20 protein-coding genes are annotated in these 24776 nt (G+C 58.4%); 4 read left to right on the forward strand and 16 right to left on the reverse strand.

All coding sequences use genetic code 11. The features are described 5' to 3' along the window. Positions 1 to 15 precede the first annotated feature (15 nt). The 9 genes from GT019_RS12030 to GT019_RS12070 form a co-directional block, all read right to left on the reverse strand. On the reverse strand, positions 16 to 1029 hold the full coding sequence (locus tag GT019_RS12030) for a substrate-binding domain-containing protein (protein ID WP_161743393.1): 1014 nt from the start codon (positions 1027 to 1029) through the stop codon (positions 16 to 18). A gap of 99 nt (positions 1030 to 1128) precedes the next feature. Further along, a complete protein-coding gene (gene mmsB, locus GT019_RS12035) occupies positions 1129 to 2295 on the reverse strand; it encodes a multiple monosaccharide ABC transporter permease (protein WP_161743394.1) in 1167 nt (388 codons plus the stop codon). 6 nt (positions 2296 to 2301) lie between these two features. Beyond that, positions 2302 to 3831, reverse strand: coding sequence for a multiple monosaccharide ABC transporter ATP-binding protein (gene mmsA / locus GT019_RS12040; RefSeq protein WP_161743395.1), 1530 nt, complete (start codon positions 3829 to 3831; stop codon positions 2302 to 2304). A gap of 120 nt (positions 3832 to 3951) precedes the next feature. Beyond that, entirely contained in the window at positions 3952 to 5124 is a 1173-nt protein-coding gene (gene chvE, locus GT019_RS12045; RefSeq protein WP_161743396.1) for a multiple monosaccharide ABC transporter substrate-binding protein, read from the reverse strand. 166 nt (positions 5125 to 5290) lie between these two features. Further along, the gene (locus GT019_RS12050) at positions 5291 to 6013 is read right to left on the reverse strand and encodes a GntR family transcriptional regulator (RefSeq protein WP_161743397.1); all 723 of its coding nucleotides are present in this window, start codon (positions 6011 to 6013) and stop codon (positions 5291 to 5293) included. Positions 6014 to 6041: 28 nt separating this feature from the next. Then, a complete protein-coding gene (locus GT019_RS12055) occupies positions 6042 to 7055 on the reverse strand; it encodes a sugar kinase (protein WP_161743398.1) in 1014 nt (337 codons plus the stop codon). After that, positions 7048 to 7803 carry a 2-dehydro-3-deoxy-phosphogluconate aldolase gene (gene dagF / locus GT019_RS12060; protein WP_161743399.1) on the reverse strand — a complete coding sequence of 252 codons (756 nt, stop codon included), beginning with the start codon at positions 7801 to 7803 and terminating at the stop codon, positions 7048 to 7050. The genes GT019_RS12055 and dagF overlap by 8 nt, the downstream gene beginning before the upstream one ends. Next, positions 7803 to 8909 (reverse strand): DgaE family pyridoxal phosphate-dependent ammonia lyase, encoded by a 1107-nt coding sequence (locus tag GT019_RS12065; protein ID WP_161743400.1) that lies wholly within the window; start codon positions 8907 to 8909, stop codon positions 7803 to 7805. Before GT019_RS12065 ends, dagF begins: the two co-directional genes overlap by 1 nt. After that, positions 8887 to 9975, reverse strand: coding sequence for an amidohydrolase/deacetylase family metallohydrolase (locus GT019_RS12070; RefSeq protein ID WP_161743401.1), 1089 nt, complete (start codon positions 9973 to 9975; stop codon positions 8887 to 8889). The genes GT019_RS12065 and GT019_RS12070 overlap by 23 nt, the downstream gene beginning before the upstream one ends. Before the next feature lie 340 nt (positions 9976 to 10315). On the opposite strand from GT019_RS12070, the gene GT019_RS12075 reads away from it, so the two are divergent. Continuing rightward, entirely contained in the window at positions 10316 to 12655 is a 2340-nt protein-coding gene (locus GT019_RS12075) for a helix-turn-helix domain-containing protein (RefSeq protein ID WP_161743402.1), read from the forward strand. Between the two features lie 110 nt (positions 12656 to 12765). Here GT019_RS12075 and GT019_RS12080 read toward each other — a convergent pair whose 3' ends face one another. From GT019_RS12080 to GT019_RS12100, 5 genes are all read right to left on the reverse strand, one after another. Continuing rightward, the gene (locus GT019_RS12080; protein WP_161743403.1) at positions 12766 to 13782 is read right to left on the reverse strand and encodes a glycoside hydrolase family 130 protein; all 1017 of its coding nucleotides are present in this window, start codon (positions 13780 to 13782) and stop codon (positions 12766 to 12768) included. A gap of 173 nt (positions 13783 to 13955) precedes the next feature. Beyond that, positions 13956 to 15566: an extracellular solute-binding protein gene (locus tag GT019_RS12085; protein WP_161743404.1), complete on the reverse strand. Its 1611-nt coding sequence runs from the start codon at positions 15564 to 15566 to the stop codon at positions 13956 to 13958. A gap of 165 nt (positions 15567 to 15731) precedes the next feature. Continuing rightward, entirely contained in the window at positions 15732 to 16643 is a 912-nt protein-coding gene (locus GT019_RS12090; protein ID WP_161743405.1) for a carbohydrate ABC transporter permease, read from the reverse strand. 16 nt (positions 16644 to 16659) lie between these two features. Further along, positions 16660 to 17595 carry an ABC transporter permease gene (locus tag GT019_RS12095; RefSeq protein ID WP_235947802.1) on the reverse strand — a complete coding sequence of 312 codons (936 nt, stop codon included), beginning with the start codon at positions 17593 to 17595 and terminating at the stop codon, positions 16660 to 16662. A gap of 433 nt (positions 17596 to 18028) precedes the next feature. Beyond that, positions 18029 to 19795 carry a Rieske (2Fe-2S) protein gene (locus GT019_RS12100; protein WP_161743406.1) on the reverse strand — a complete coding sequence of 589 codons (1767 nt, stop codon included), beginning with the start codon at positions 19793 to 19795 and terminating at the stop codon, positions 18029 to 18031. A 349-nt stretch (positions 19796 to 20144) separates the two neighbouring features. On the opposite strand from GT019_RS12100, the gene GT019_RS12105 reads away from it, so the two are divergent. The 3 genes from GT019_RS12105 to GT019_RS12115 all read left to right on the forward strand — a co-directional run bounded on the left by GT019_RS12105 (position 20145) and on the right by GT019_RS12115 (position 22504). Next, a complete protein-coding gene (locus GT019_RS12105) occupies positions 20145 to 20435 on the forward strand; it encodes an ArsR/SmtB family transcription factor (protein WP_161743407.1) in 291 nt (96 codons plus the stop codon). Positions 20436 to 20591: 156 nt separating this feature from the next. Beyond that, on the forward strand, positions 20592 to 21773 hold the full coding sequence (locus GT019_RS12110) for an MFS transporter (RefSeq protein WP_161743408.1): 1182 nt from the start codon (positions 20592 to 20594) through the stop codon (positions 21771 to 21773). Between the two features lie 20 nt (positions 21774 to 21793). Next, entirely contained in the window at positions 21794 to 22504 is a 711-nt protein-coding gene (locus GT019_RS12115; protein ID WP_328803951.1) for an alpha/beta fold hydrolase, read from the forward strand. Positions 22505 to 22602: 98 nt separating this feature from the next. Here GT019_RS12115 and GT019_RS12120 read toward each other — a convergent pair whose 3' ends face one another. Next, a complete protein-coding gene (locus GT019_RS12120; protein WP_161743410.1) occupies positions 22603 to 23667 on the reverse strand; it encodes a Ger(x)C family spore germination protein in 1065 nt (354 codons plus the stop codon). After that, positions 23664 to 24752 (reverse strand): GerAB/ArcD/ProY family transporter, encoded by a 1089-nt coding sequence (locus GT019_RS12125; protein ID WP_161743411.1) that lies wholly within the window; start codon positions 24750 to 24752, stop codon positions 23664 to 23666. The genes GT019_RS12120 and GT019_RS12125 overlap by 4 nt, the downstream gene beginning before the upstream one ends. Between the last annotated feature and the right edge of the window lie 24 nt (positions 24753 to 24776).

Here is a 24776-nt window from a genome sequence, read left to right on the forward strand (position 1 = left end):
CGCTCCCTTTACCTGTTACTTGGCATAAAACCGGTCTACGTCGTCGGGGGTCACGACCGTAATGCCCGTATCGACGTTCGTCGGCAGCGGCGGAATGCTGGAATCCCTGTTATTCGACATCGGATTTACGAGATGGTTGCGGAGATGGAACAGCTGCATAAGCGACCAATACCCCATATTCCATATCCCCTGCGCGAGCGTCGCCGAAATCGTGCCGCTCTTGACCATATCCAGCGTTCCTTTATCCGTGTCAAAGCTGATGATCTTTACCTGGCCCAGTTTGTTCAAGCGCAAAATGGCATTCCCCGCGCCGACCCCGCCGTTCGCCTCCGTTACGAATATGCCGCTTAGATCCGGGAATTTGTTCAACAGATCGCGCACCTTCTGCTCCGATATCATCTGGTCGCCTTTGCCATCCGCAGTCTCGACCAGCCGAAGATCGGGGAATTCCTTCTCCAGCGTCTCCTCGAAGCCTCTGGTCCTCTCCTGATGGTTCAATTGATTCGGCAGCGTGACGACGACGACCTTGCCGGCTCCGCCCGTCAGCTCGGCCATCTTTCGGGCTGCCGTTACCCCGGCGTTATAGTTGTTGGTCCCGATGTAGGAATAGGCTTTGCTGCGCGGCGCGTCCGCGTCGAACATCACGACGGGAATGCCCGCCTCTACCGCCTTATCGATCGCCGGGTTCAGCGCCTCGGAATCGATGGCGCTTACCGCTATTCCCGCAGGACTCCGCGCGATAACCTGCTCGAGCACCATGACTTCCTCCTGCACGTCGTATTGCGTGGAGCCCCGGTATTCGACCGATACGCCGAGCGCTTCCGCCGCGTCCTCGAAGCCTTTTAGCCCGTTTTTCCAATAATCGATGCCGGCCAGAAAATTCACCATCACGTACTTCTCGTCGAGCGTGCCGTGCAGCCCTTCGGGTTCGTCCAAAAGTCCGCTGTCGTCTTCCTTGACGAATACCATATACAAATAAGCCATCAACGTCCCGATCAGCACGATATAGACGAGCAACAGCTTCTTCACCCGGATTCCCCCTATTTATGCAAAAAATCGCTTTCATTAACATAGCAGTTTAGCGCGTCCAGACACAAGAAGTGTTTGGACGCGCTAAGGGGCGCTCTGTTATGAAGCGGATTTGTTTTTGTTATAGAGGTCGAAAGCGACCGCCAGCAGCAGCACCAGACCCTTGATGCCCTGCTGGTAATCGATGCCGAGTCCGACAAGGGACATCCCGTTATTCATGACGCCCATCACGAGACCGCCGACCATGGCCCCGATTACCGTACCCACGCCGCCCGTTGCCGAAGCCCCGCCGATAAAGACCGCCGCGATGGCATCCAGCTCGAAGTTCACCCCTGCCTTCGGAGTGGCTGCGTTCAGCCTTGCCGCAAACACGAGACCCGCAAGGGCGGCAAGCACGCCCATATTGACGAAGACCCAGAAGGTCGTCTTTTTCGTCTTTACCCCGGACAGTCTTGCCGCCTTCTCATTGCCGCCAAGCGCGTAGATATGACGGCCCATGACCGTTTTGCGCATCACGAAGGTGTACAAGGCAATCAGGATAAACAGCATGACGAGAATGTTCGGAAGACCTTTGTAGGAAGCAAGCACGTACGTAAACAAGTTCGTGATCGCCGCCACGGCCGCAAGCTTGATCAGGAAGAACGGAATCGGCAGCAGCTCGAGCTTGTATCTGTTCTGAACCAGGCGTCCGCGCCACTCCATAAAGACGTACAGCATGGACAGAACGATTCCGATCGACACCGTGAGCAGATGAATGTCCCGGCCGCCCGGGATGTCCGGCAGGAATCCGGTGCTTATGGAGCGAAAGCCCTGCGGGAACGGAGCTACCGACTTGCCGTCCAGCACCAGCATCGTAAGGCCGCGGAATAATAACATCCCCGCCAGCGTGACGATGAAGGACGGAACCCGCACGTAGGCAACCCAGAATCCCTGCCAAGCGCCGACGATAGCGCCGAACGCGAGCGAAAGCACCATCGCCACCGGGAAGGACATCCCGTGCTTGACCATCATGATGGCCGATACCGCGCCGACGAATGCCGCAACGGAACCGACGGAAAGATCGATATGGCCGGTGATAATGACGAGAAGCATGCCAATGGCCAAAATAAGAATATAGCTGTTCTGCAAAATAAGGTTCGTAATATTAAGCGGCTTCAGCAGAATGCCGTCGGATAAAAACTGAAAGAGCAGCATGATCAGGATCAAGGCGATAAACATGCCGTACTGCCGGATGTTGCTGCGAATTAATTTCAGAGCGGTTTCCATGCTGTCCTACCTCCTGCTTCTCGTCATGTATTTCATAAGCGTCTCCTGGCTGGCTCCAGCCCTTGGCACTTCCCCGGTAAAGCGGCCTTCGTTCATGACGTAGATCCGGTCGCACATTCCGAGCAGCTCCGGCAGCTCCGAGGAAATCATCAGTATGCCTTTCCCTTGTTCCGCCAGCTGATTGATAATGGTGTAAATCTCGTATTTTGCCCCTACGTCGATACCCCGGGTCGGTTCATCGAGAATAAGGAGATCCGGACCGGTAAAAATCCATTTGCTCAGCACGACCTTCTGTTGATTTCCTCCGCTCAGGTTGCCCGTTTTCTGATGGACGCTTGGCGTCTTGATGTTCAGCTTCTTGCGGAAGCCCTCCGCCTCGGTCATCTCTCGGTAATCGTCCACCACGAACCATTTGGAAATGCCCCAAAGGTTGGCAAGTGTCGTATTGCGTTTGATATCGTCCATCAGGATAAGCCCGTATTCCTTGCGGTCCTCGGTTACGTAAGCAATGCCCGCGTCGATCGCTGTGCTGATATCGGGCAGCCGAATTTCCTTGCCGTCCTTGAACAGCCGGCCGCTGATTTTTTTCCCGTAGGATTGACCGAATATGCTCATCGCGAGCTCCGTGCGCCCTGCCCCCATCAGCCCCGCGATGCCGACAATCTCGCCGCGGTTAACCTGGAAGCTGACGTCGTCGATCACTTTCCGTTCCGATTGCTGCGGATGATAGACGTTCCAGTCTTTGACCTCGAACAGGATATCGCCGATATTCGGCTCCCGCTCCGGATAACGATGCGTCAGATCGCGTCCAACCATCCCTTTAATGATCCGGTCCTCGGTAATCCGATCCTCCCGGACCCGCAACGTCTCGATTGTCTGGCCGTCGCGCAGAATCGTGATCGAGTCGGCAACCTTCATAATCTCGTTCAGCTTGTGAGAAATGATGATGGACGTCAGCCCCTGTTTCTTGAACGCCAGGATCAGATTCAGCAGATTCTCGCTGTCCTCTTCATTAAGCGCCGCGGTAGGTTCATCCAGGATAAGCAGCTTTACTTCCTTCGATAAAGCCTTTGCGATCTCCACCAGCTGCTGCTTGCCTACCCCCATCGTCCCTGCAAGCGTGTTCGGGGATTCGGACAAGCCGACCGTGCCGAGCAGCTCGCGCGTCTTCAGCACCGTCTCGTTCCAGTCGATGATGCCGCGCCTTGCCCGCTCGTTGCCGAGAAAGATATTTTCAGCCACGGACAGCTGCGGAATAAGCGCAAGCTCCTGGTGGATGATGACGATGCCAAGCCGCTCGCTGCTTCCGATATCTTTAAATTCGCAGGCTTTGCCCTTGAATAAAATGTCGCCTTCATAGGATCCGAACGGATATACGCCGGAGAGCACCTTCATCAGCGTCGATTTGCCCGCGCCGTTCTCTCCCATAAGCGCGTGCACTTCGCCTTCTTTTACCTTCAGGTTCACGTTCTCGAGCGCCTTTACGCCCGGAAAGGTTTTGGTGATTCCCCGCATTTCGAGCAAGATATCCGTCAAAGCCGTCACCACGCCTTCAGTTAGATAAGGAATACGGAAAATGATCTAGCAACGGCGTTGGGGCCGTCGCTAAATCATTGGGCTGCCGCAATGCTTCGATGCGCTTTATTTCAAAGGCGCTTATTTCAATTCGTCTTCGGTGTAGTAGCCCGAATCGACCAGCACTTGCTTGTAGTTGGCGCTGTCGACCGATACCGGCTCCAGCAGGAAGGATGGAACGACCTTCACGCCGTTGTCGTACGTCTTCGTGTCGTTGACTTCCGCTTCTTTGCCTTCGATCACCGCTTGCGCCATGCCTACCGCTACTTTCGCAAGCTCGCGGGTATCCTTGAAGATCGTGGAGGTTTGTTCGCCGGCAATGATGGATTTCACCGAAGCGGCCTCGGCGTCCTGGCCCGTGATGATCGGCATCGGTTTATCCGCCGTGCCGTAGCCTACCCCTTTCAGGGAGGAGATAATGCCGATACTGATTCCGTCGTATGGCGACAAGACGGCGTTTACCGTGTCGCTGGCATAATTCGCGCTCAGCAGGTTATCCATCCGGGATTGTGCGGTCGCGCCGTCCCAACGCAGGGTTGCGACCTGCTCCATCTTCGTCTGGCCGCTCTTCACGACCAGCTTGCCGCTGTCGATGTAAGGCTTCAGAACCGACATCGCGCCGTCGAAGAAGAAGTACGCATTGTTATCGTCCGGAGAGCCGGCGAACAGTTCGATGTTAAACGGCCCTTTGCCGTCCTTCAGGCCAAGCTTCTCTTCGAGATAGGAGGCTTGCAGCACGCCTACTTTGAAGTTATCGAAGGTAGCGTAGTAGCTGACATGCTCGGTGTTTTTGATCAGACGGTCGTAAGCGATCACTTGAATGTTCGCGTCCGCCGCTTTTTGCAGCACGTCCGTCAGCGACTCGCCGTCGATCGCGGCGATGACAAGCACCTTGACGCCCTTCGTAATCATGTTCTCGATTTGTGAAACCTGGTTCTCGATGACATCCTCCGCATATTGAAGGTCTACCGTATAACCGAGCGTTTCGAATTCCTTCTTCATGTTGGCGCCGTCGCCCACCCAGCGCTCCGACGATTTCGTCGGCATGGCGATGCCGATTTTGCCTTTTTCGGCGGATGCATCCGCGTTCGCGCTCGCCGTGTTGTTGGCGCCGGACGCGTTGCTGTTTGCTGCTTTTTCGCCGCCATTGCCGCCGGTGCTGTTGCTATTGCTCGTGTCGTTGCTCTTCGCGCCGCAAGCCGCGAGCACGACGATGAATACGGTTACCATCAAGATCGATAACATCTTTTTCATTTCTGTCTATCCCCTCTCGATTTGTGAATGGAATGGGTTGATAGACAAATCATACAGGTGAAAGCGCTTTAAATCTTTTCACTTCGTTTACTCGTTTTTATAAAAAAACAAACAAAAAGGCTTAAGCAAGTAAATCTGCTTAAGCCTTTTCCAGTCTTGCCCGGCCCTACGTATCGTAACTGACCAGATACGGCTGCAGGCCCGTCTGATAATAGCCGATGCTGTACTCCACCAGCCGCCCCTCGACGTCATAGGTGCGGCGCAGCCGCACGAGCAGAGGCGTCCCCGCGGATAGGCCGAGCACGCTCGCCGTCTCCGCCGAGGCCGCGCCGACCGAGAACGCGTCGCGGAAGTTGTCCAGCGCGATCCCCTGCTCCTCCAGCAAATCGTACAACGACTCGAACGGCAACTCGCCCTCCGCCTGCTCCGCCTTCGATAGTACGGCATCGGCCAGGTAGTGCAGGATGTGAATGTACGGACGGTCGTTCAGCACATACAGCCGTTCGACGCGAATCGCCTCCGCTCCCAATAGGCCGTGCAGCTCCGTTCCCGGATCCAGCCGCTCGCGGGCCGTAACGAGCAGCCGTTTCTCCAAGCGATGCCCTTCCTCCACCAGCAGCTCGGTGAACCGCTTGCCCTTGGACAGGCGGGAGATCGACATGTTGGTGAGGACGATGGTGCCGACGCCGCTTTTCTTCTCGACGTAGCCTTCCTCCGCCAGCTCGCGGATCGCGTTGCGCACCGTCATCTTGCTGACGTTAAACTCCTTCTCCAGCTGCGGCTCCGGGGGAATATGGCCGCCCATCGGATAGATCCCGTGCAGAATGCGGTCCTTGACGATCTTCTTGACCTGCAGATACAGCGGGCCTTTCTTGCGCGAGATGCTCATCCTTGCTCCCCTTTCTCCGGTCCCCGTCTCACCGCTCCACGTCGCCGGCCGTGCGGGACATGGCCTTCACGACCTCGGCCTCCGCCGCCATCGGCGTATCGCCGTGCACCGTGTGCGCCAGCACCGCCGCGGCCGTCGCGTAATCGACCGCGTATTGCGGCGCATCGCCGCGCAGGGCGGCATGGATGATTCCGCTCGCGTACGCATCGCCCGCGCCGACCCGGTCGTACACCGAGAACGTGGACGGCTGGGCGAACCAAAAGGCCCCTTCCGTATACGAATAGCCGGTCAGCGTATGGGTGTTGTCGCCATTCACCTGCCGATGCGTGCCGGCGATCGTGCCGATCCCGTACTGCTTCGCCACTTGCGGGATAAGCTCGCGCAGCTGCGCCAGCCGATCCGTGCCGCCGCTCGGCATGCCGAGGGTCAGCAGCGCGTCCTTCTCGTTCATGAAGACGATATCCGCCAGCTCCAGCATCTCGCGATAGTGCGGCGCAGCCAGCGCATAACCGCCGTCGCCCCATAACGAAGGACGATAGTTGCAGTCGAAGATCACCGTGCCGCGGCGGCTCTTGACCGCGCGGGCCAGCTGCTTGATCTGCGTGCGGGCCAGCTCGTTCATCGCCAGCGTGATGCCGCAGAGATGCACCGCGTCCACCGAATCGGCGATCCGCACCCAGTCTTCCGGGGCGCGGGGCACGGTGTTGAAGCTGCTGCCGAGCCGGTCCGTGTAGGTTACCTTGCCGGGTCGGATCCCGAAGCCGCGCTCCAGGAAATACATCCCGATATACCGGCCGCCCCGGTTCACGAACGTCGTCTGGATGCCCAGCTTGCGCAGGTAGGCGAGCGCGGCTTCGCCGAGCGAATTGTCCGGCAGCGTGCTGGCCAGATACGTCTCATGGCCGAAGCGCGCCAACGCCGAAGCGACGTTGACCCCGGTCCCCGAGAAGGAATACGCGAGATTGCCGCTTTGGGACAACGTCGAGAAGCCCGGCGTCTCCAGGCGCATCATCACTTCGCCGAACGCGGCGATCCTAGACATGGCGATCGACCAGCGCTTTCAGCTCGGCGAGCAGCGTCCGCACATCCTCTATTCGCGTATCGCCGCTTGCCGGATCCACGATCGACGAATAGACATGCGGGATCACCTGCGGAACGCCCGCATCCAGCGCGATCTCGAGGATCCGGCCGAAGTTGCCGAGGTCGATGCCGCCGGTAGGCTCCAGCGCGAAGCCCTCCTCGCCGCAAGCCTTGGCGACGGCGCGGTATTCTTCCTCCAGCTGGAGTCCCTGCATCGGAAAGTATTTCAGCGCGTGGCCGCCCATGTCCCGCACGAGCGCGATCGCGGCTTTGACCGGGACGATGGCTTTATCCTCGGCGGCTGCGCTGTGCACGCCCGTCGAGACGTTCACGTAGCCCGGCCGGCCGCAAGGCGACACGAGCGCGTTGATCCAGCTCTCGCGGCTGCCCAGATTCGCGCTGGTGGCGCCGACGGCCGGGAAGATCTGATTGATGTGACTGCCCGCGTACGACTTGGCGATCTCGGCCACGACCGCGCCTTGGCGGTTGTCTCCCGCGCCGAGGCCGATCGATACCGCGTCCTCGATAGCCGCGCCGTATCGTTTCATGGCTTCTACCGCCGCCGGAGCGTCGGGATACGCCTTGGACAGCACGCCGATCACGACATGGCCTTCCGCCGCTTCGTAGATCGCGCGCGCATTGTCGATGCTGCCCGCCAGCACGTTAAGCGCTGCTCTGTTTTTGTAAAGTCGGTTGTAGATGCCTGCCACTAGCGTTCACCTCCGATAATGTCTTGGATCCGCGCGATGATCACGCGCAGATCGTCGCCCTGCAACGAACGCGGATCGAGGTCGAAGTACCCCTGCGCCAAGCCGTAGTCCCGCGTATAGACCGCAATGTCTCCGCCACGAAGCCCGTCGTTGACCGCCCGCGCCGACAAGCCTGCCGCCGCTTCGTCGATCTTGACGCGTCCGCGGTAGATCGCCCGTCCGGCCTCGTCCTGCACGAGGGAGACGCTCACGCCGGGCAGCGCGTTCAGCTCGTCGAGCGCCGCCAGCGCCGCGCGCTCTTCCCCGCTCTTGTCCGCTTTGACGAAATACTCGTCCAGCGCCTGCAGCAGCCCGAAGATCGACTCCTTGCCCACCTTCATGCTGCGGCCGATGCCATGCAGCTGTGTCTTGACCCAGCCGACATAAGCGGCTTTGCCTGCCACGATGCCGGAGGTCGGGCCTTCGATCGCCTTCGAGCCGCTGAAGATGACCAGGTCCGAGCAAGCCGTATACTTGCGCAGATCCTCCTCGGCCGCGGCATCGACGATGAGCGGCACGCCGCGGCGCCGCGCGACTTCCCAGGCATCCACGACCTTGATCATGTTCTTCTGGACGCAATGATGCGACTGCACGAACAGGATCGCCGCCGTGCGCGCGTTGATCGCCATCTCCAGATGCTCCTTGCGCCCTTCGTTGGCGTAGCCGACCTCGACGAGCTTGCCGCCGCCCAGCGCGACCATCGTCTCCACCGGAGCGCCGTATTGGACGTTATGCCCTTTGAACAGGATGATCTCGTTCTGCTCGGGCAGCTCCTGATGGAGCTTGAGGCTCGCCCGCTCGTCGCCGCGCGTGACGACGGCCGCCACGGTCACGGCGATCCCGCTCGAGGCGGAGTTGACGACGACCGCGTCTTCGGCATGCAGCAGCTTCGCCGCGTACGCGCCGGACTTGTCTACCAGATCGGCCATTTCCACGTAGCTTTGGCCGCCCGTTCTCATCGCCGCCATGACGCCGTCGGTCGGCGCCGAGACGCCGAGGATGCTCATCCGGCCGCTGGCGTTGACGACGCGTTTCAATCCGTATTTAGCATGCAAAGTATGATCCATCGATAACCGCTCCCTTGGCTTGAATATAGGTATCCGCCGTACGCGTCTCCCCTTCGGAATCCACCAGCGTCCTGCCGCCCCGCACGACGTCGAACAGCGTCAGGTCGGCCGGTCCGCCGACCTTCAACTCGCCGAGCTCCGGCCGGCCGAGCCATCCCGCCGCATGGACCGTCACGGCGTCCACGACCTCCCGCAGGCCGTAGCCGAGATGGAGAAACTTGCTCATCACGTCGGCCAGGCTGTAGACCGGCCCGTGCAGCCGGTTGCGTTCGTAGATGTCCGTGCTGATGGTGTGCAGCGGCACGCCGGCCGCACGGGCCTGCTCCGCCACGCGGAACGAGAAGCTTGCCGACCCGTGGCCGACGTCCAGACGCACGCCGCGCGCGATCGCCTCCGTCAGCTCGGGCAGCGGCCGGCCTTGCCCGTCGAATAGGTTGTTGGCTTTGCCGTTCAGATAATGGGTGACGATATCCCCGCGCGCCAGCAGCCCGATCACCTCGTCGATCGCCGGCGGCCCCGAACCGATATGGACCATCAAGGGCAATCCCGTCATCTCGGAGAGCCGGCGGGCGCGCCTCAGCGGCTCGATCCCCTGCTCCCTCACCACGCTGCGGCTGATCCGCGCCTTGAGTCCGACGAGGAATGCCGGATATGCCCGCGCCGCCTCCCGTACGGCCTGCTCATCGATCCAAGCCGGATCCGACAATTCGTCGACCCGCTCCAGCCCGATCCGCGAGATGTTCAGGAAGGCCAGCAGCCGGGTGGCCGACCGGCTCCCTGCCGCCTGCAGTTCGCCGATGCGGTCCGCGCCGCAGCTGCCGGCGTCGACGATCGTCGTCACGCCCTGCTTCACGCCGATCTCGTCGATCGCGTCCCCGTACGGCTTGAGCTCGCGGAAAGCATGCACGTGCATGTCGATCCAGCCGCCGGATACATAGCCGCCTTCGGCGACGACTTCGCCTTCCCCCGTCCCAGGGGCGACGACGGCGGCAACCCTGCCGCCGTCGATGACGATATCCGCCTCTCGTCCGTCCAACCGTTTCATATTGCGCAGTACGATCCCCATGCCGTTGACGCGTCATTCCTTTCGCTGACAGCGCATGTTACGTTGTCCGCTCTTTTTTCCATAGCTTAACATATTCTAGTAATTAAATGAACATAACGTTATAATGTTTATATAAATAACAAATTTATCCGCTATATCGCGGGCTGACCCGCATCATACGAAGCAAGACCCAATCGCTTGTAGAAAGCGCATTCTTGCGCGCATCAGCCGCATTTCCGCCTTGCCACCGGCGGAACGGCAGGCGGGTTCTCGGGGCATGAGGTTTACAGCCATCATGCACCGTCACGCCTCGCGCAGGGTGCAAAAATACGCCAAGAAGCCATATCTCCGGGAGGTCATCGTGAAATTATCCGTTAAGCCGTCCAGCATGACATCGGGCATCCGCTTCACTTGGAACCGCTTCAAGTCGAAATTGCTCCTGACCTATACGCTCTCTTACATCCTCATATTCTTGGTTCCGCTTTCAGGCGTCACCTTCGTCATCTACCGCAACGCGACGGCCAATCTGCGCGCCGAGATCGAGCAGTCCAACGTCAACCAGCTGAGCCAGGTGCGGCTGTCCATCGACACGCAGATGACCAACCTGCTGGAGACCGCCAACAATATCTCGTTCGACGAACATCTCACCAAGTACATGGTCTCGCATCCGTACTACGGCCGCGACGCCATCGCCTCCCTGGCGCGGTACAAGACCAACAACACGATACTGGAGGAGCTGTTTCTCTACTACCGCGGCGACGACCGGATCTATTCCAATTCGGGAATGACCGATCTCGACCTCGTCTTCGACAAGCTGTTCCGCTTCGAGCACTGGCAGCCCGGGGAGATCAAACAGGCGCTCAACGATACGACGTTCAACACCGTGCGTCCGGCCGAAAACGCGATCGTGCGGTCGCGCGGCGAATCCATGCTGGCGATGCTCGTCCCGATCAAGACCAACGATCCCTACCCGTACGGCACCGTGCTCTATCTGATCAAAGAAGCCCAGCTGACCGGCGTCATGGATTCGATCCTGAACGACTTCTCCGGAAGCAGCTATATCTTCTCGGGCACGGGCGAAGTGCTGACGGCCAACTACAGGGGCGACGCCCTGCGCGGACACGACCTGACGTCGCTGACCGCGCTCGAGCCCGGCATCCACGGCATGGAGCTGGGCGGCGAGCGCTACTCGGTCGTCACGGTCAAGTCCAAAGTCAACGGCTGGACGTACGCCACGGCGATTCCCAGCTACCAGTTCTTCGAGCGGGTCGGGCAGATCCGCACGATCATCCTGCTCGCCTTCGCCTTCGCGGCGCTGACGGGCATCGTCGCGGCGATGCTGCTCGCCAGAAGGCAATACCATCCGATCCGCGACCTGCTGGAGTTCGCTTCGCTGCAGAGCGGCGCCAAGGAAACGCCGAAGAGCCGCAACGAATGGGACTGGATCAAGCAGACGATCCGCGAATACCACGCCCGCATCGACATGCAGGAGCCGTTCGTGCGCAATCAATGCCTCATGCTGCTGTTCAAGCACGGCATGCCGGACGACCCCGAGATCGAGCGGATGATCGTCCGGTCCGGCCTGGAGCTGCCGGAGCAAGCCCGCTGCTTCGCGATCATCCTGAGCTTGGACGAACCGAACGGCGGCGGGCAGTCGTGGGAGGACCAGCAGGCGCTGCGCGCTTGGCTGAGCCGGTTGGAGCTGCCCGAGCTGCGGGCCTGCATCTGCGGGGTCGAGTTGTCCGTCACCCATCAGCTCGCCCTCATGGTGACGCTGCTGCCGCCTGCGGAAACGGGCGAGGCGAGCCGCGTCGGCCGGATCGTCGACGAGCTGGACGGGCGGTTGGCGCAGCGGCTGCCCAAGCGGCCCAATCTCGGCGTCGGCGCCATGTACGACGACTTGTCCGGATTGAACCAATCGTTTCTCGAGGCGGCCTCGGCGCTGGAGCAGCGGATGCTGACGGATAGCGGCCGGATCGCGTACTTCGAGGAATTGACGGCGTTATCGGAAACGGCCGTTTCCGGCGAGAGCTTCTGGATCCCCAAGAAGTGGCTGCTCAAGCTGGAGCAGAGCCTCAAGCAAGGCAACGAAGCCACCGCGCTCCAACTGATCGCGAGCATGATGGCGAAGATCAAGGGCGAGACGCTGTCCGTCGGCTTGCTGCGGTGTCTGTGCTTCGACATGCTCAATTCCCTGCTGCGGACCGCCGCCGAGCTCGGCATGGACGAGGTGCGCGGCGATATCTCGTCGCTGCATGCCTTCGAGACGCTCGAGGGACTGGAGAACAAGCTGAGCTCGCTCGCCATGCGGATATGCGGCGCGGCCGCGAACCATCCCGAGACGGCCCAGCCGGCGCTCATGGACGAGATCGTCGCCTACATCGAACAGAACTACGCCGACTACACGCTCAGTTTGGAGCATATCGCCCTCAAATACGATACCTCCACCTCCTATCTCAGCCGCAGCTTCAAAGAGAAGATCGGCTGCAACTTCACGGAGTACATCTGGCAATGCCGGCTCAAGGAAGTGATCCGCCTGCTCCTCCATACCAACGCGCCGCTCAAGGAGATCATCGAGCGCGTCGGTTATCTGGATGCGCCGAACTTCATCCGCAAATTCAAGAAGGAAACCGGCTATACCCCCGGCCAATACCGCAAGCATCACGGCGCCGGCATCGCGACGCTCCCCGAAGCGAAGTAACGCGCCGCCCAAGAACGAACGGAGCCGTCCCCGTTGTACGACGCGAGGACGGCTCTTATTCATGCTTCAGCTTCAAGCCCCTCGATTGCCTAACCTTGCCCTGAAGTCGTTTAAGCGTCCTCGTTCAAAATATGCGCCACCAGCTCGTCGAGCGGAACCGTCGCAAGCGCGATCGCCGTATCCGTAACGCCGTAATAGATATGCAGCAGACCGTCCTTCACGACATTGCCGGTCGGGAAGATCACGTTCGGGATCTGGTAGCCGAACTTCTCGTAGTACGTCTCCGGCTCCATGATGAAATCGCGCGTCCGGGCGATCACCTTCTCCGGGTTGTCCAGATCGAGCAGCAGCGCGCCGACCCGGTAGACGATCCGGTCGTCGACGCCGTGATAGAGCACGAGCCAGCCCTTGTCCGTCTTGACCGGCGGCGTCGAACCGCCGATCTTGCGGGATTCCCAGGCCATGTTCCCGGCCTTGGCCAAGAGCTTCGGCTTCTCCCAATGAATCAGATCGTCGGAGTACGTGATCCATATGGCTGCTTTCTCCGTGCCGTAGTCTTCGCCGACGTATTCCTCCGGCCGGCGCAGCAGGACGTACTTGCCGTTGATCTTCTCCGGGAACAGGATGTTGTCGCGGTCGTTGATATCCAGCTCGGTCGTATCCGCGACGAACACCCAATCGACGAGGTTGTCCGACTTGACGATGGAGGAACGGGTCAGCCAATGTCCTTCCTGTTCGCCCCAGCCGTCCGGGTACTTGGGGAACGAGCGCTCCGGCACGCCCGTGTTCGTCGGGTAGTAATTCATCGCGCACGGCCGCAGCGCATAGTTCATGTAGAACGTGCCGTCGATCTTGACGACGCGCGGATCCTGCACGCTGCCATACGGGAAGCCCAGCTCGTCCGGCGTCAGGACCGGTTCGTCCTTCACGTGGGTGAAGTGCACGCCGTCCTCGCTCTCCAGCAGGCCGAGGTAGTTTTTGCAAGGGGTAAGCGAACCGGCGGTCCGCTCGATCATATAGAATTTATCCCCGTCGAGGATAACGGCCGGATTGAAGACCGTCGCCTTGCGCCATTCGAATTCGCCGGGTACCACGATCGGGTTGGCGGGGTGTCTCGTGATTTTCATGGAATGCTTCCTCCTGTGCAGGCGCAGCTTCTGCGCTTATGGTTCTATGGCCTTCATCGGGCCGGATCGGGAGAACGGCACCGTTCGCCGGCTTCCGGCGGAAAGAAAAACTCTCCGGGCAGCTTGAACCCTCGGAGAGTTTTCGGGCGAGGATAAGGGGATAAGGACTGGGATCAGTTGCCCTTCCAGCGGTCATAGGCGGTTTGGTAGATTTCGGCCATGCGGTCGCCGCCCATCTTCTTGATCGTGCCGACGTAGCCGTCCCAGCCGGTCAGCGGCTCGGCGCCGGTGACGAACTTGGCTTCCATCTGACGCACGTACGTGTTAAGGTCGGACGTCATGGACGTCACTTCCGCCTGCTCCTCCGGCGTCAGGAACAGCACCGGGAACGGGATGCGGGCGCCGCGGTCGAGCAGCTTGGTCTTGGTCTCGTTGGCGACCCAGGCGTCCACGTCGCCGAGCAGGCCCTTGTCGATCTCCGGCAGGTTGATCGTCGGCGCGGGAATGCCGTAGTTCGGCGTGATCCTGGAACGGTACTCCTCGCGGTCGCCGCCGTCCGGCACGGGCAGGTATTCCTTCACGAAGTTGGCTTTGTCCGTGTACTTCCACAGGATGCCTTCCGGGCCTTTGTTGAACATGGTCGCGCCTTCGACGGAGTACGCATAGTCGACCCAGCGCATGGAGGCTTCGGGCGACGGATTCGTCTTCGAGATGGCGAAGGCGCCGGTGTTGATGCCCTTGTTCTTGGCGATCGCCGGCTTATCCACGGAGTCGCTCTTCACCGGGCTGAACATCGGGTCGTCGGTGTTGGGCTCTTCGCCCATCATCTGGAAGGCCGTCCAGGCCGAGAACAAGCCGAGCTGGTTGCTGCGCGCCTTGGCCTCGCGCTGCTCGCTCGTTTGCGAGAAGCTCTCGTGATCCAGCAGACCGTCGTTCCAGAGACGGTTCAGGTACGTCAGGTAGTCCTTGTAGCCCGCTTCGATCGGGGTATAGTGAACCTTGTCGTTGTCGTCTACGTAAATCTCCTCTTCATAGATGCCGAAGGCGCCGAGCAGCCAGGTGCGGATATCGCGCAGGCTGTTGCCGGGCGAAGCGGAGGAGAGCGGAATCTCGTCGGGCTTGCCGTTCTTGTTCGGGTCCTCGTCCTTGACCCGCTTCAGGTACGTATACAGCTCCTCGGTGGTTTCCGGCAGCTTGTCGACCTTGAGCGCTTTCAGGAATTCGCCGTTGTACCACAGCGGGTTGCGGTACCACGGCTGGTTGAACTCGATGACCGGCAGCGCGTAGATATGGCCGTCCGGCGCGGTGATCGATTTGCGGATCTCGGGATTGTCGTCGAGAATCTTCTTGACGTTGGGCGCGTACCCCTCGATCAGGTCCTCCAACGGGACGAGAATGCCCTGTTCGCCGTAATTCATCTGCTCCGCCGGCGTCAACCCGGCCGCGTAGAAAATATCGGGGTACGTGCCGCTGACGAACACGAGGCTTTTCTTCGTTTCGAAGGCGTCCTTCGGCGCGTTTTGGAACTCCATATGGATGCCCGTCAGCTTCTCCATCTCTTGAAACAGCGGCATCTTGTCCCAATTCTGGATGCCCACGTCGGGGCCCATCATGGTGAGCGTCAGGGGCTCGTTGACCACGGGAAAGCCTTCCTTGTTCACGTTGTCCGCGGCGGCGCTCGGCTTGCCTTCCGTCTCTTTGTCCGCCGAGCCGCAGCCGGACAATACGCCGGCCAGCATCGCGCCCGCCAGCAGAAGATTCAACCCTCTTCTTCCTGTCTTCATTCCGTGCTCCTCCTTTTGATTGCATGCCTTTTATAATAAACGAAGATGACGGGTTCCCTATCATCGAATCTCGGATCGTCAGGCTCCATGCGGCGTGTCGTCCGTTCGTCCGTGTCGGGGAAGGGCCGGGTCTTCGGATATTCATGCTTGGAATCGCTTGCTTGCTTAGCCCTTCACCGAGCCGATCATGACGCCCTGCACGAAATAGCGCTGCAGGAACGGATAGACGGCGATGATCGGCAGCGTGGACACGATGATGACCGCGTATTTCACGAGCGAGGCGATCTCCGCCTTGGAGGCGGCCAGACTGGCCGCTTCGCCGCTCAGCACCGCGCCGTTCGTCTCCGCGCCCATCTGCTGGAGCACGAGGATCTGCCGAAGCACCATCTGCAGCGGGAACTTGGACTCTTCGTTGAGGTAGATCAGGGCGGAGAAATAGCTGTTCCAGTGCCCCACGCCGTAGAACAACGCCATGACCGCGATGATCGGGGCCGACAACGGCAGCACGATGCGGACGAACAGCCGCATATTGGTGCAGCCGTCGATATGCGCGGCTTCCTGCAGCTCCTTCGGGATCGTGGACTGGAAGAACGTCCTGGCCACGATGATGTTCCACACGGAAGCCGAGACCGGCAGGATCAGCGCCCACATCGAGTTGATCAGGCCGAGATTCTTCACGACCAGGTAGGTCGGCACGAGGCCGCCGCTGAAGAACATCGTGATCAGGATCACGATCATGAAGAGCCGCCGTCCGTAGAAGTCGCTCCGGCTGAGCGCGTACGCGGCCGGCAGCGTCACCGCCAGGTTGATCAGGGTTCCGATGATCGTATAGACGATCGTATTGCGGTAGCCCGTCCAAATCTTGGCGTTGCCGAACACGAGCTTGTAGCCTTCGAGCGTCAAGCCTTTCGGCAGCAGCCACATCTCGCCGGAATTCACGTACTTGGGCGTGCTGACCGAGGCGCTGAGCATGTAGATCAGCGGGTACAGCACGACGATCAGCGCCGCGGTCAGGAAGAGGTAGATCAGGACAAGAAAGAGCTTGTCCCCTTTGGATTCTTTGATTGCCGATACCATCGAGGCGACCTCCTAGCTACCAGATACTGTTGTCGCTGGTTTTTTGGGCGATGCGGTTGACCGTCAAGAGCAGGATTGCGTTGACCACGGAGTTGAACAAGCCGACGGCCGTGGAGAAGCTGAGCTGATTGCTCAGCAGGCCCGACCTGTAGACGAAGGTCGAGATGACGTCGGACGACTCGATGTTCAGCGAGTTTTGCAGCAGCAGCACCTTCTCGTAGCCGACGCCGAGGATGTTGCCCACGTTCAGGATCAGCAGGATCGAGATCGTCGGGACGATCGTCGGAATATTGATATGCAGCACCCGCTTGAGGCGGCTCGCGCCGTCGACGATCGCCGCTTCGTGCAGCTGCGGATCGACGGCCGACAAGGCGGCCAGGTAGATGATCGTGCCCCAGCCCGCGCTCTGCCATACGCCGGAGAGCACGTAGACCGTCTTGAACCAGCGCGGGTCCTCCAGAAAATGCGCCGGCTGCAGGCCGACCCACTCGATGATGCGGATCAGAATGCCCGAGGACGGGCTCAGGAACGTGATGATCATGCCCGCCATGACGACGATGGAGATGAAATGCGGCGCGTACGTAACCGTTTGCACGCTTCGCTTGAACAGGCCGTTCTTGACTTCGTTGAACGCCAGCGCCAGAATGATCGGCAGCGGAAACCCGATCGCCAATTCATACAAGCTGAGGCTGAACGTGTTCCACAGCAGGTCCCAGAAATAATAGGAATTGAAGAACCGTTCGAAATGGTCGAACCCGACCCATTTGCTCCCGGCGATGCCTTTGGAAGGCAGGAAGTTTTTGAAGGCGATCTGAACCCCGTACATCGGCACGTATTGAAATACGATGAAATACAGCATGCACGGCGCGATAAACAGGTACAGCTCCCAATTGCGCAGAATTCTTCTTCGCCCGGAGGCCTTCCCGGTTCCAGGCTGCGTCCGAAGCGTCAGCTCTTGACTTGCTTTCAAAACGTACCGTCTCCTCCCCTTGGCTCAGCTTCCGCCCTCTCGCGAAGGCGGCTGATGATCCTTCAAGCAAGCGCATTCATATTCGGCTTGCCCGTTCATAGGTCACATTTTACGGAATCTCGCGGACGGCCGTATATATGTCGATTATGAATTGTCACGCCAAAAAGCCCGTCATGCCAGGCATGGCAAGGCCTTCGGCATCGGAGCCGCGGTCGCCGGAAGGTCGCTTGTCCGGGGAGAAATGTGTGGTATTTTACCTGCGGCGCCACGCTCAAATGATACATATTGCGCTTTGCCGCGGGCGTGAATTGCTTTCTTGGGGCGGATTGCAGCGCTGCAGGAGGTTGCGGGTTGCGCGCGCCGACCGCAATAAAACAGCCGAAGCGCTCCTGCGCTCCGGCTGGTCTAACCTCTGCTATTCTTCTTCGAACAAACGTTCGCCTTTGTGCAGCCGCCAGGCGATCTTGGCCGTATGCGGAAGCTCGCGCGCGGTCGGCGCGTGCGCCGCCAAATACCGGGCGCAGGCGAGCAGCATCGTTTCCCTGGCCTTCGCCGCGAATTCGCCCGTCGCCGCCTGCCAATGGCCGAATTCCGTCACCGCGGCCTCGTACATCTGGAACGAATGGAATTCCGCATCCTCCCGCAGCAGCGCATGGCCGAGCGTGTTCAGCAGCGCGCCCGGCTCGCCGCCGCCGTGGACGTAGTCCGTTACCCACTGCGCGGCCGGTCCGACCTGCTGGCGCTGATCGAGCAGGTCAAGCAGCTCTTGCCGGCTCTCCGGCGCGGCGGAACCGGACGGCTTCGGCCGCGCGGCTGCCGGCACGTTCAGGAAGCGGTCGAGATAGACGCTGGCGGCGCCGTGAAAAATCGCCCGGCGCAGCAGCGGTTCATCCGATTGCAGCAGCCTCTCGTGCACCGCGTGCGCATACGTGAACGTATGGAGCACCGCGATCCAATCGCCGAAATCGTTTTGCGTGTGGAATCGAACGATCCGTTCCGCGGCGGCCAGCGCGACGAGCTGCGCCAGCTGCGCCGGCGCCGTGCCCGCGATGAGCAGGTCGCGCAGGAGGGCAATCGTCCGCTCCGGCGCATCGCTCAGCAGCTGCTGCAGCAATTGCGCCTCCGAGTCGGCCGACAGCCGGGATTGCGTTGAACCGCCGGCGGACTTCGCCGCCTGCTCCGCATGCCGTTCCAGCTCGCGGACGGCTTGCTTGATCGGCTCCGCGAGATTCAGCGGCGCCTGCCATTGGTGCAGCTCCTCGCTCCGGGTCGGCCGTGCCATCATCGGCACGAGCGACGTCAGGATCCGTTCCTTTTGCGCGTCCTCCGCCCACGCCAGCGCCTCGAACGCTTTGTTGTGGAAGTCGAACACATGCCCGCCGTCCAGGTACATATGATCGGTCGCGGCGGCAAGCATCATCTCCGACAGCCGCTTCGTGTCGATGCCCTTCAGGATGGCGGTGAGCAGCACCTTCTCGGCCCCCTGCGTATCCCGCACCTCGATGCAGCTTCGGTACCATGCGCTTAACCGTTCGAACGGCACGTCCGCCGACGGCAGCGCCGACAGCAGGTGCCGGGTGCCTCTCCCCGCGCTTCCCCGTGCGACATGGACAAGTCCTTGGTACAGCGCCAGGATCTTGCCGTTCTTATCCAGCTTGCCGACGCATCGCGCCATCGCGGTAAGAATGGTCAGCCCGGCGTTCCAGCCCGTTCCCTGCGTCGTGCCGAATTCGATGCCGATGCGGGCGACGTGCTGCTCCGGCACGTCCGCCTCGATCAGTCCGACGACCGCCTTCGCGATGACGATACCGATATTCTGCTCGAGCCCTTCTTTCAGCTTCAGCTTGTATTTGTTCGCGCCTTCCGCTCTTCTGGAGACCGGATTCACCCATACTTCGCCGCCGTCGACCCGCGCCTCGTGCGACGGAACGTCGTCCGCCCACGGATCGAACGTGCCGCCGCCGCAGATGTCAAACCGCGCATGATGCCAATGGCAGGTCAACATCCCGTCGCACAAGCTCCCCATATGAAGCGGAAAGCCCAAATGCGGACAGCGGTTGTCCACCGCGTATACCTGGCCTTCATGATAAAAAACGGCGATCCCGCCTCGTATGACCTTGGCGCCCTCTTGCTTAAGCGCTTCCAAATCACCTGCCGAAACCCAATTTACACTGACGCTCATCGATTCAGCCTCCTTGGTTTTAGCTGCAATCCTTGCGGCAACCATGGTATCCGGTCGAAGCCCTGTGCCTGCTGTATCCAGTTCCATTATAGCTTATTGTTCTTGCGTTGGCCCTCATGGCAATCGTTTCGTCCGGGCGCATCATTGATCGGATCTATCGTAATCATAGAAAAGCTCGCATTGATCTCGGGCCGGCGAACCCCTACTATGAGTGTAGCGACCATCGGGAGGTGATGAATACAGTTATCGTCAATAGCCGTTAGCAGGACAACCAATCGCAAATTAGCCCGCGAAGCGGCCGGCGCGCCGGGAGATTTGATTTATTTCGATTCTTTAGTACAATGATTTTATGACAATCGAAAAAACATTAAACGATGAGCACAGGGCGAGAATATTCAAGGCTTTGGCGGATGAAACGAGATTGGAAATCATACGGAATCTCTACGCCAAGCAAAACGAGATGAATTGCGGAGAAGTGGGAGACATACAAGGGATTTCAAAATCGAATACCTCGTATCATTTGCGTACGTTAAGGGAGGCGAAATTGATCAAGGTACGAAAAGACGCGCAAACGAGGTATATGAGCATCGATATGGAAACCTTTCAATCGTACTTACCCGGCTTTCTGGATACGTTGTAAACAAGAAATTTTTTTTGTTCAGTAGTTTGATATTTGTTGAACTACTGAACAAATAGCAAGAGGTGAATCAAAGGGCATAAATCGAAGGTTTATTTTTTTGTCCATTAGTTCAATATTTGTTGAACTACAAAACTAAGCGACAGAGGATGAGTCATATTGGGTAAGCTCACGGCTTTATTGTTCATGATCATGTTTTTTATCGGCACGGATACGTTTCTGATCTCGCCGCTCATCCCCACGCTTCAGGAATTGTTCGATATCCCGACCGAAATCTCCGGTTGGATGGTGGGAGCCTATGCTCTGGGCTATGCGATATTCGCCTTGATCGCCGGCCCGCTCTCCGACGGTTGGGATCGCAAGAAGGTCATGTTTTGCGGCATGCTTTGTTTCTCGCTCGCCACCATTTTATGCGGCTTTGCCACGGGTTTTTGGTCGATGCTATTGTTCCGTTTCTTGGCCGGCATCAGCGCGGCGTTTACGTCGCCTCAAGTCTGGGCTTCCATTCCGGTTTTGTTCCCTCCGGCCAAGAACGCCAAAGTGCTCGGCATCGTCATGGCCGGCTTGGCTTCCGCGCAAGCGTTCGGGATTCCGATCGGAGGTCTGCTCGCTTCAACCCATTGGTCGTATCCTTTCTATGTCATCGGCGCATGTTCCCTGGCAGTGTCGATCTTTATCCATTTCGCTTTGCCGTCGATGAAACCGAACCAAGACCGACGAACCAGGCTGCCGATCTTCCAAAGATATCTCCCGTTGTTGACCAGCAGAATCGCAAGAAGATCCTTCCTCGGTCATTTCCTGTTTAATTGCGGCTTTATGGCTGCCTTTGCGTTCATCGGAAAATCGATGACGGACCGCTTTGCGCTTTCGGTCGATCAGGTGGGGTACGTCATGTTTTTTCTGGGTTTAGGCAATCTGGCAGGCAGCTTCGGCGGCGCTTATATCATTCAAAGGTTCAATCGTTTCAATACGCTGGCAGGAGGCTTTCTTGTCGCCACCGCATGCTTTATCGCCTTGCCTTTCATGCCCTCGGTTGCGGCTTTCGACGGCGTATACTTCTTCGTATTCATGAACATGGGGATCGCGTTTCCGTTGATCATGGGGCTTCTGACTTCATTGAATCCGTCGATTCGCGGCACGATCTCGAGCTTGGGCAACTCGATCATGTATGCTGCGACAACGCTCGGTTCTTGGCTGGCAGGCTTGATCTATGCGAACTTTAACGGTTTTGTCGGCGTCGCCGTATTTGCCGCGCTCTGCTTCGCCGGCGCCTTGTTCTATTTCGTATCCAGCGGCATTTTGACCGGTCAAACGGAAGCCAGGAACAAGCTTGCCTCCTAAGAACCTAACAACATTCCGAGGTGATTTCATTGTCGACTTATATACTCATTCACGGCGCGTGGCACGGATCTTGGTGTTGGGAGAACATCGTTCCCTTGTTGGAAAACGCCGGTCATCGCGTAATTGCGATTGATTTGCCCGGACATGGAGAAGACCTGACTCCGGTATCGGACGTCACGCTCGACGCCTATACAAATCGCGTGGTAGCTGCCATCGATGAACTTGATGAAGAGGTTATTCTAGTCGGACACAGCATGGGCGGGATCGTCGTATCGCAAACGGCCGAGTACCGCCCGAAACGCATTCGCTCGCTCGTTTATTTGACTGCCTTTCTATTGCAGCACGGTCAAAACATGCTCGCGGTTCCGCCTAACCCTGCCATGCGCGTCTCCGATGATGGCCGTACGATTGCCGTTCCCGCGGACAAAGCAAAGGATATCTTCTACAATCATTGCCTGGACGAGGATGCAGCCCGTGCAGCAGCGCGGTTAAAGGTACAATCTTTACGTCCATTCGTCGCACCGCTCAGCCTGACGGAACAAAACTACGGTCAAGTCCCGCGTTACTATATTGAAGGTCTTCGAGATCAAGCCATTCCCATCGCATCGCAGAGGCTAATGGAAGCCGCTTCTCCCTGCAAGGAAGTATTCTCGCTGGATACGGATCACTCGCCGTTCTATTCGACGCCCGGACAATTAGGTGCCATCCTGCTCGGCATCGGGGAAAAATGAGCCATGACATGCCGTGGCCGCTGTTCTCGCAAGAACGCGGCACGGCATGTCGTTTTGATCGGGAATCGGCCGTCCATGGTCTTGCTCGGGCGCTCATTCTAAAGCCTGGTCCCGGTCTCCTTGATGTTGACGTCGACATCCAGGCTCACGTCCATCGTCGGATAATTGCGCATCCAATCCGCTTCATTCCAGTTTTTGTTTCGGCTCCTCGCGAAATCCCCTAAGCCCAGCGGGTCGACTCCATGTTTTTGAAACGTTTTGACGAGCTCCGATTCTGCTTGGACGAGCTGTCGTTCGAAGCGTTTGTTCAGATTGCGGAGATCCTTGTCCGATATTCGGTAGCCGTCCGCTTCCCTTATCTTGCCGTTCATCGACAGGCCGATCGCGACAGCGTCATTCTTCATGCGGTACTTCACGGAGGAGCCGACATTTTCAATGGCCACGAACGCTCCGCTGTCGAGCCTCACGTCGAAGATCCCTTGATTCATGTCTTGCAGCAGCAGCTTCATGAGCTTCGACCGGCTAAAATCCAGCGATGCGACGTATTTGTCGTTTTTGAATAAGGCAGTTCCGGACACGACGAGACGGTCATGCTGGATTTGAAGGAGCGGCAAATAGGGGTCAAGCCCTTCCCCTAGGAGCGAATACTCGAATTCATGCAGATTTTGACTGGGAAGCGCTCCTTTCCTCGTGTTTGAATCAAGGAGATGATCGATAAACATCCCTTTCTCCTGTTTCTTGCTAAAATTCCGCTCCAATACGTTTTTGGCGTTTCCGTCCACCACGGCCAAGGACATCCGGTGGGAAAAAACCGCGTTGCGCAGCAGGACGTCCAGCTCCTTCGCTACCCCGCCCGAGGCTTTGTCGCTGCCGAATAATACGACGGAAAGCTTCCCGGTCTGCAAGGGCTTGTCCATTTGCGAACTCATGAATTCCCGGATTCCGGAATTTGTACGGCCTGTTTTCGAGTACAGTTCATCCGTCACGGTCTCGGGCTTTCCGGCTTGAAATTTGGGAACCGCCAATGTGATTTCGATTTGATCGTTGGCTATTTTGTCGTAGGAGGCGACTATAAACAGGTTGACTCTATCCAGGATTTGTTGTTTCACGCATGCCGTCCCTAACAGGCATATCGTCAGCATCACGCAAGCGGTCCGTTTCACTTCGTTTTGATCACCTTTGCTCTGAGAGTATCGAATAGAAAGAGCGCGGGGACATAGACGAATATAACGCCGATCCCCGACAGCCTGATCCAGGATTGAACGGCGTCTACGCCGATCCGATTCGGAATCAAACAGACCGCGATGAAAACCAAACCCAACAAAAACGGAAGAACGGTCATTTGCCTGACCGCGAACGTAAACTTCATGATCCGGCTGGCAACCCACACGCATAATCCGATGACGGGAAACAACCGCAGCACCGTTGCGGATGCGCCGATGAATTCGAATCGTTCGACGAATGGAAACTGAATGAATCCGTATTTGGTCAAGCCCGGCCAGATTTCATGCGCCAACTGCCGAGGTTTGAAGGTGATCACCCCGAAGATGACTTCCATCACGTAAAGCAGGGTCATGGATAACGTTCCCGCATGCGCCCATGTTTGCGATTTTTCCGGTGTCTTGATAAACGGGTAGCAGAACAGGAGCATTTCTATGCCCATGTAGGAAATGGTCAATTCCTTTGCTGCGCTGAGTATGTCTTCCGGCGAATGGCTCATGGCGGGCAATAAATTGTTGAAGTGAAAAAACGGGACCATGGAAAAGATCGTGGCGAAAAGAACGGTGTTGAGCAGGCTGAACATGCCTATGCCGACGATAACTCGAAAACCGCATGAAATGATGTAATAGGCGATCAGGAGCACAACCGCCGCCAGCGGCCACGTTTTTAAATCCGGAAACACCCAAACCTGGATCACTTCAATAAATAATCGGACATGATAGACGGTTACGAACAGAAAATAGACCGCAAAGGCGAGGTTAAACATCAGGCCGATCCATCTGCCGAACAATCGAATATGAATGCTCATCAGGTCCGTCCGATGACGGTTAAGGACGCGGTACATCATGGCGATGACGATATGGATGCCCAGGGAGCAAAGCAGCACGGACATCCAAGCGTCCTGGCCGGCGATCAGGACCGGCTTGACGGACGCGAACAGAAAGTCGATGCCGAAGAGCATGGCGTGCACGATGACGAACGTGAGATAAGGAGAGACGGTATATCGTTCTTGAATAGGTGAAGTCAACGTCAATCCTCCCCGAACCCGTTG

This window comes from Paenibacillus glycinis (genome assembly GCF_009909185.1).
In the GTDB taxonomy this organism is placed as follows: Bacteria; Bacillota; Bacilli; order Paenibacillales; family Paenibacillaceae; genus Paenibacillus_Z; species Paenibacillus_Z glycinis.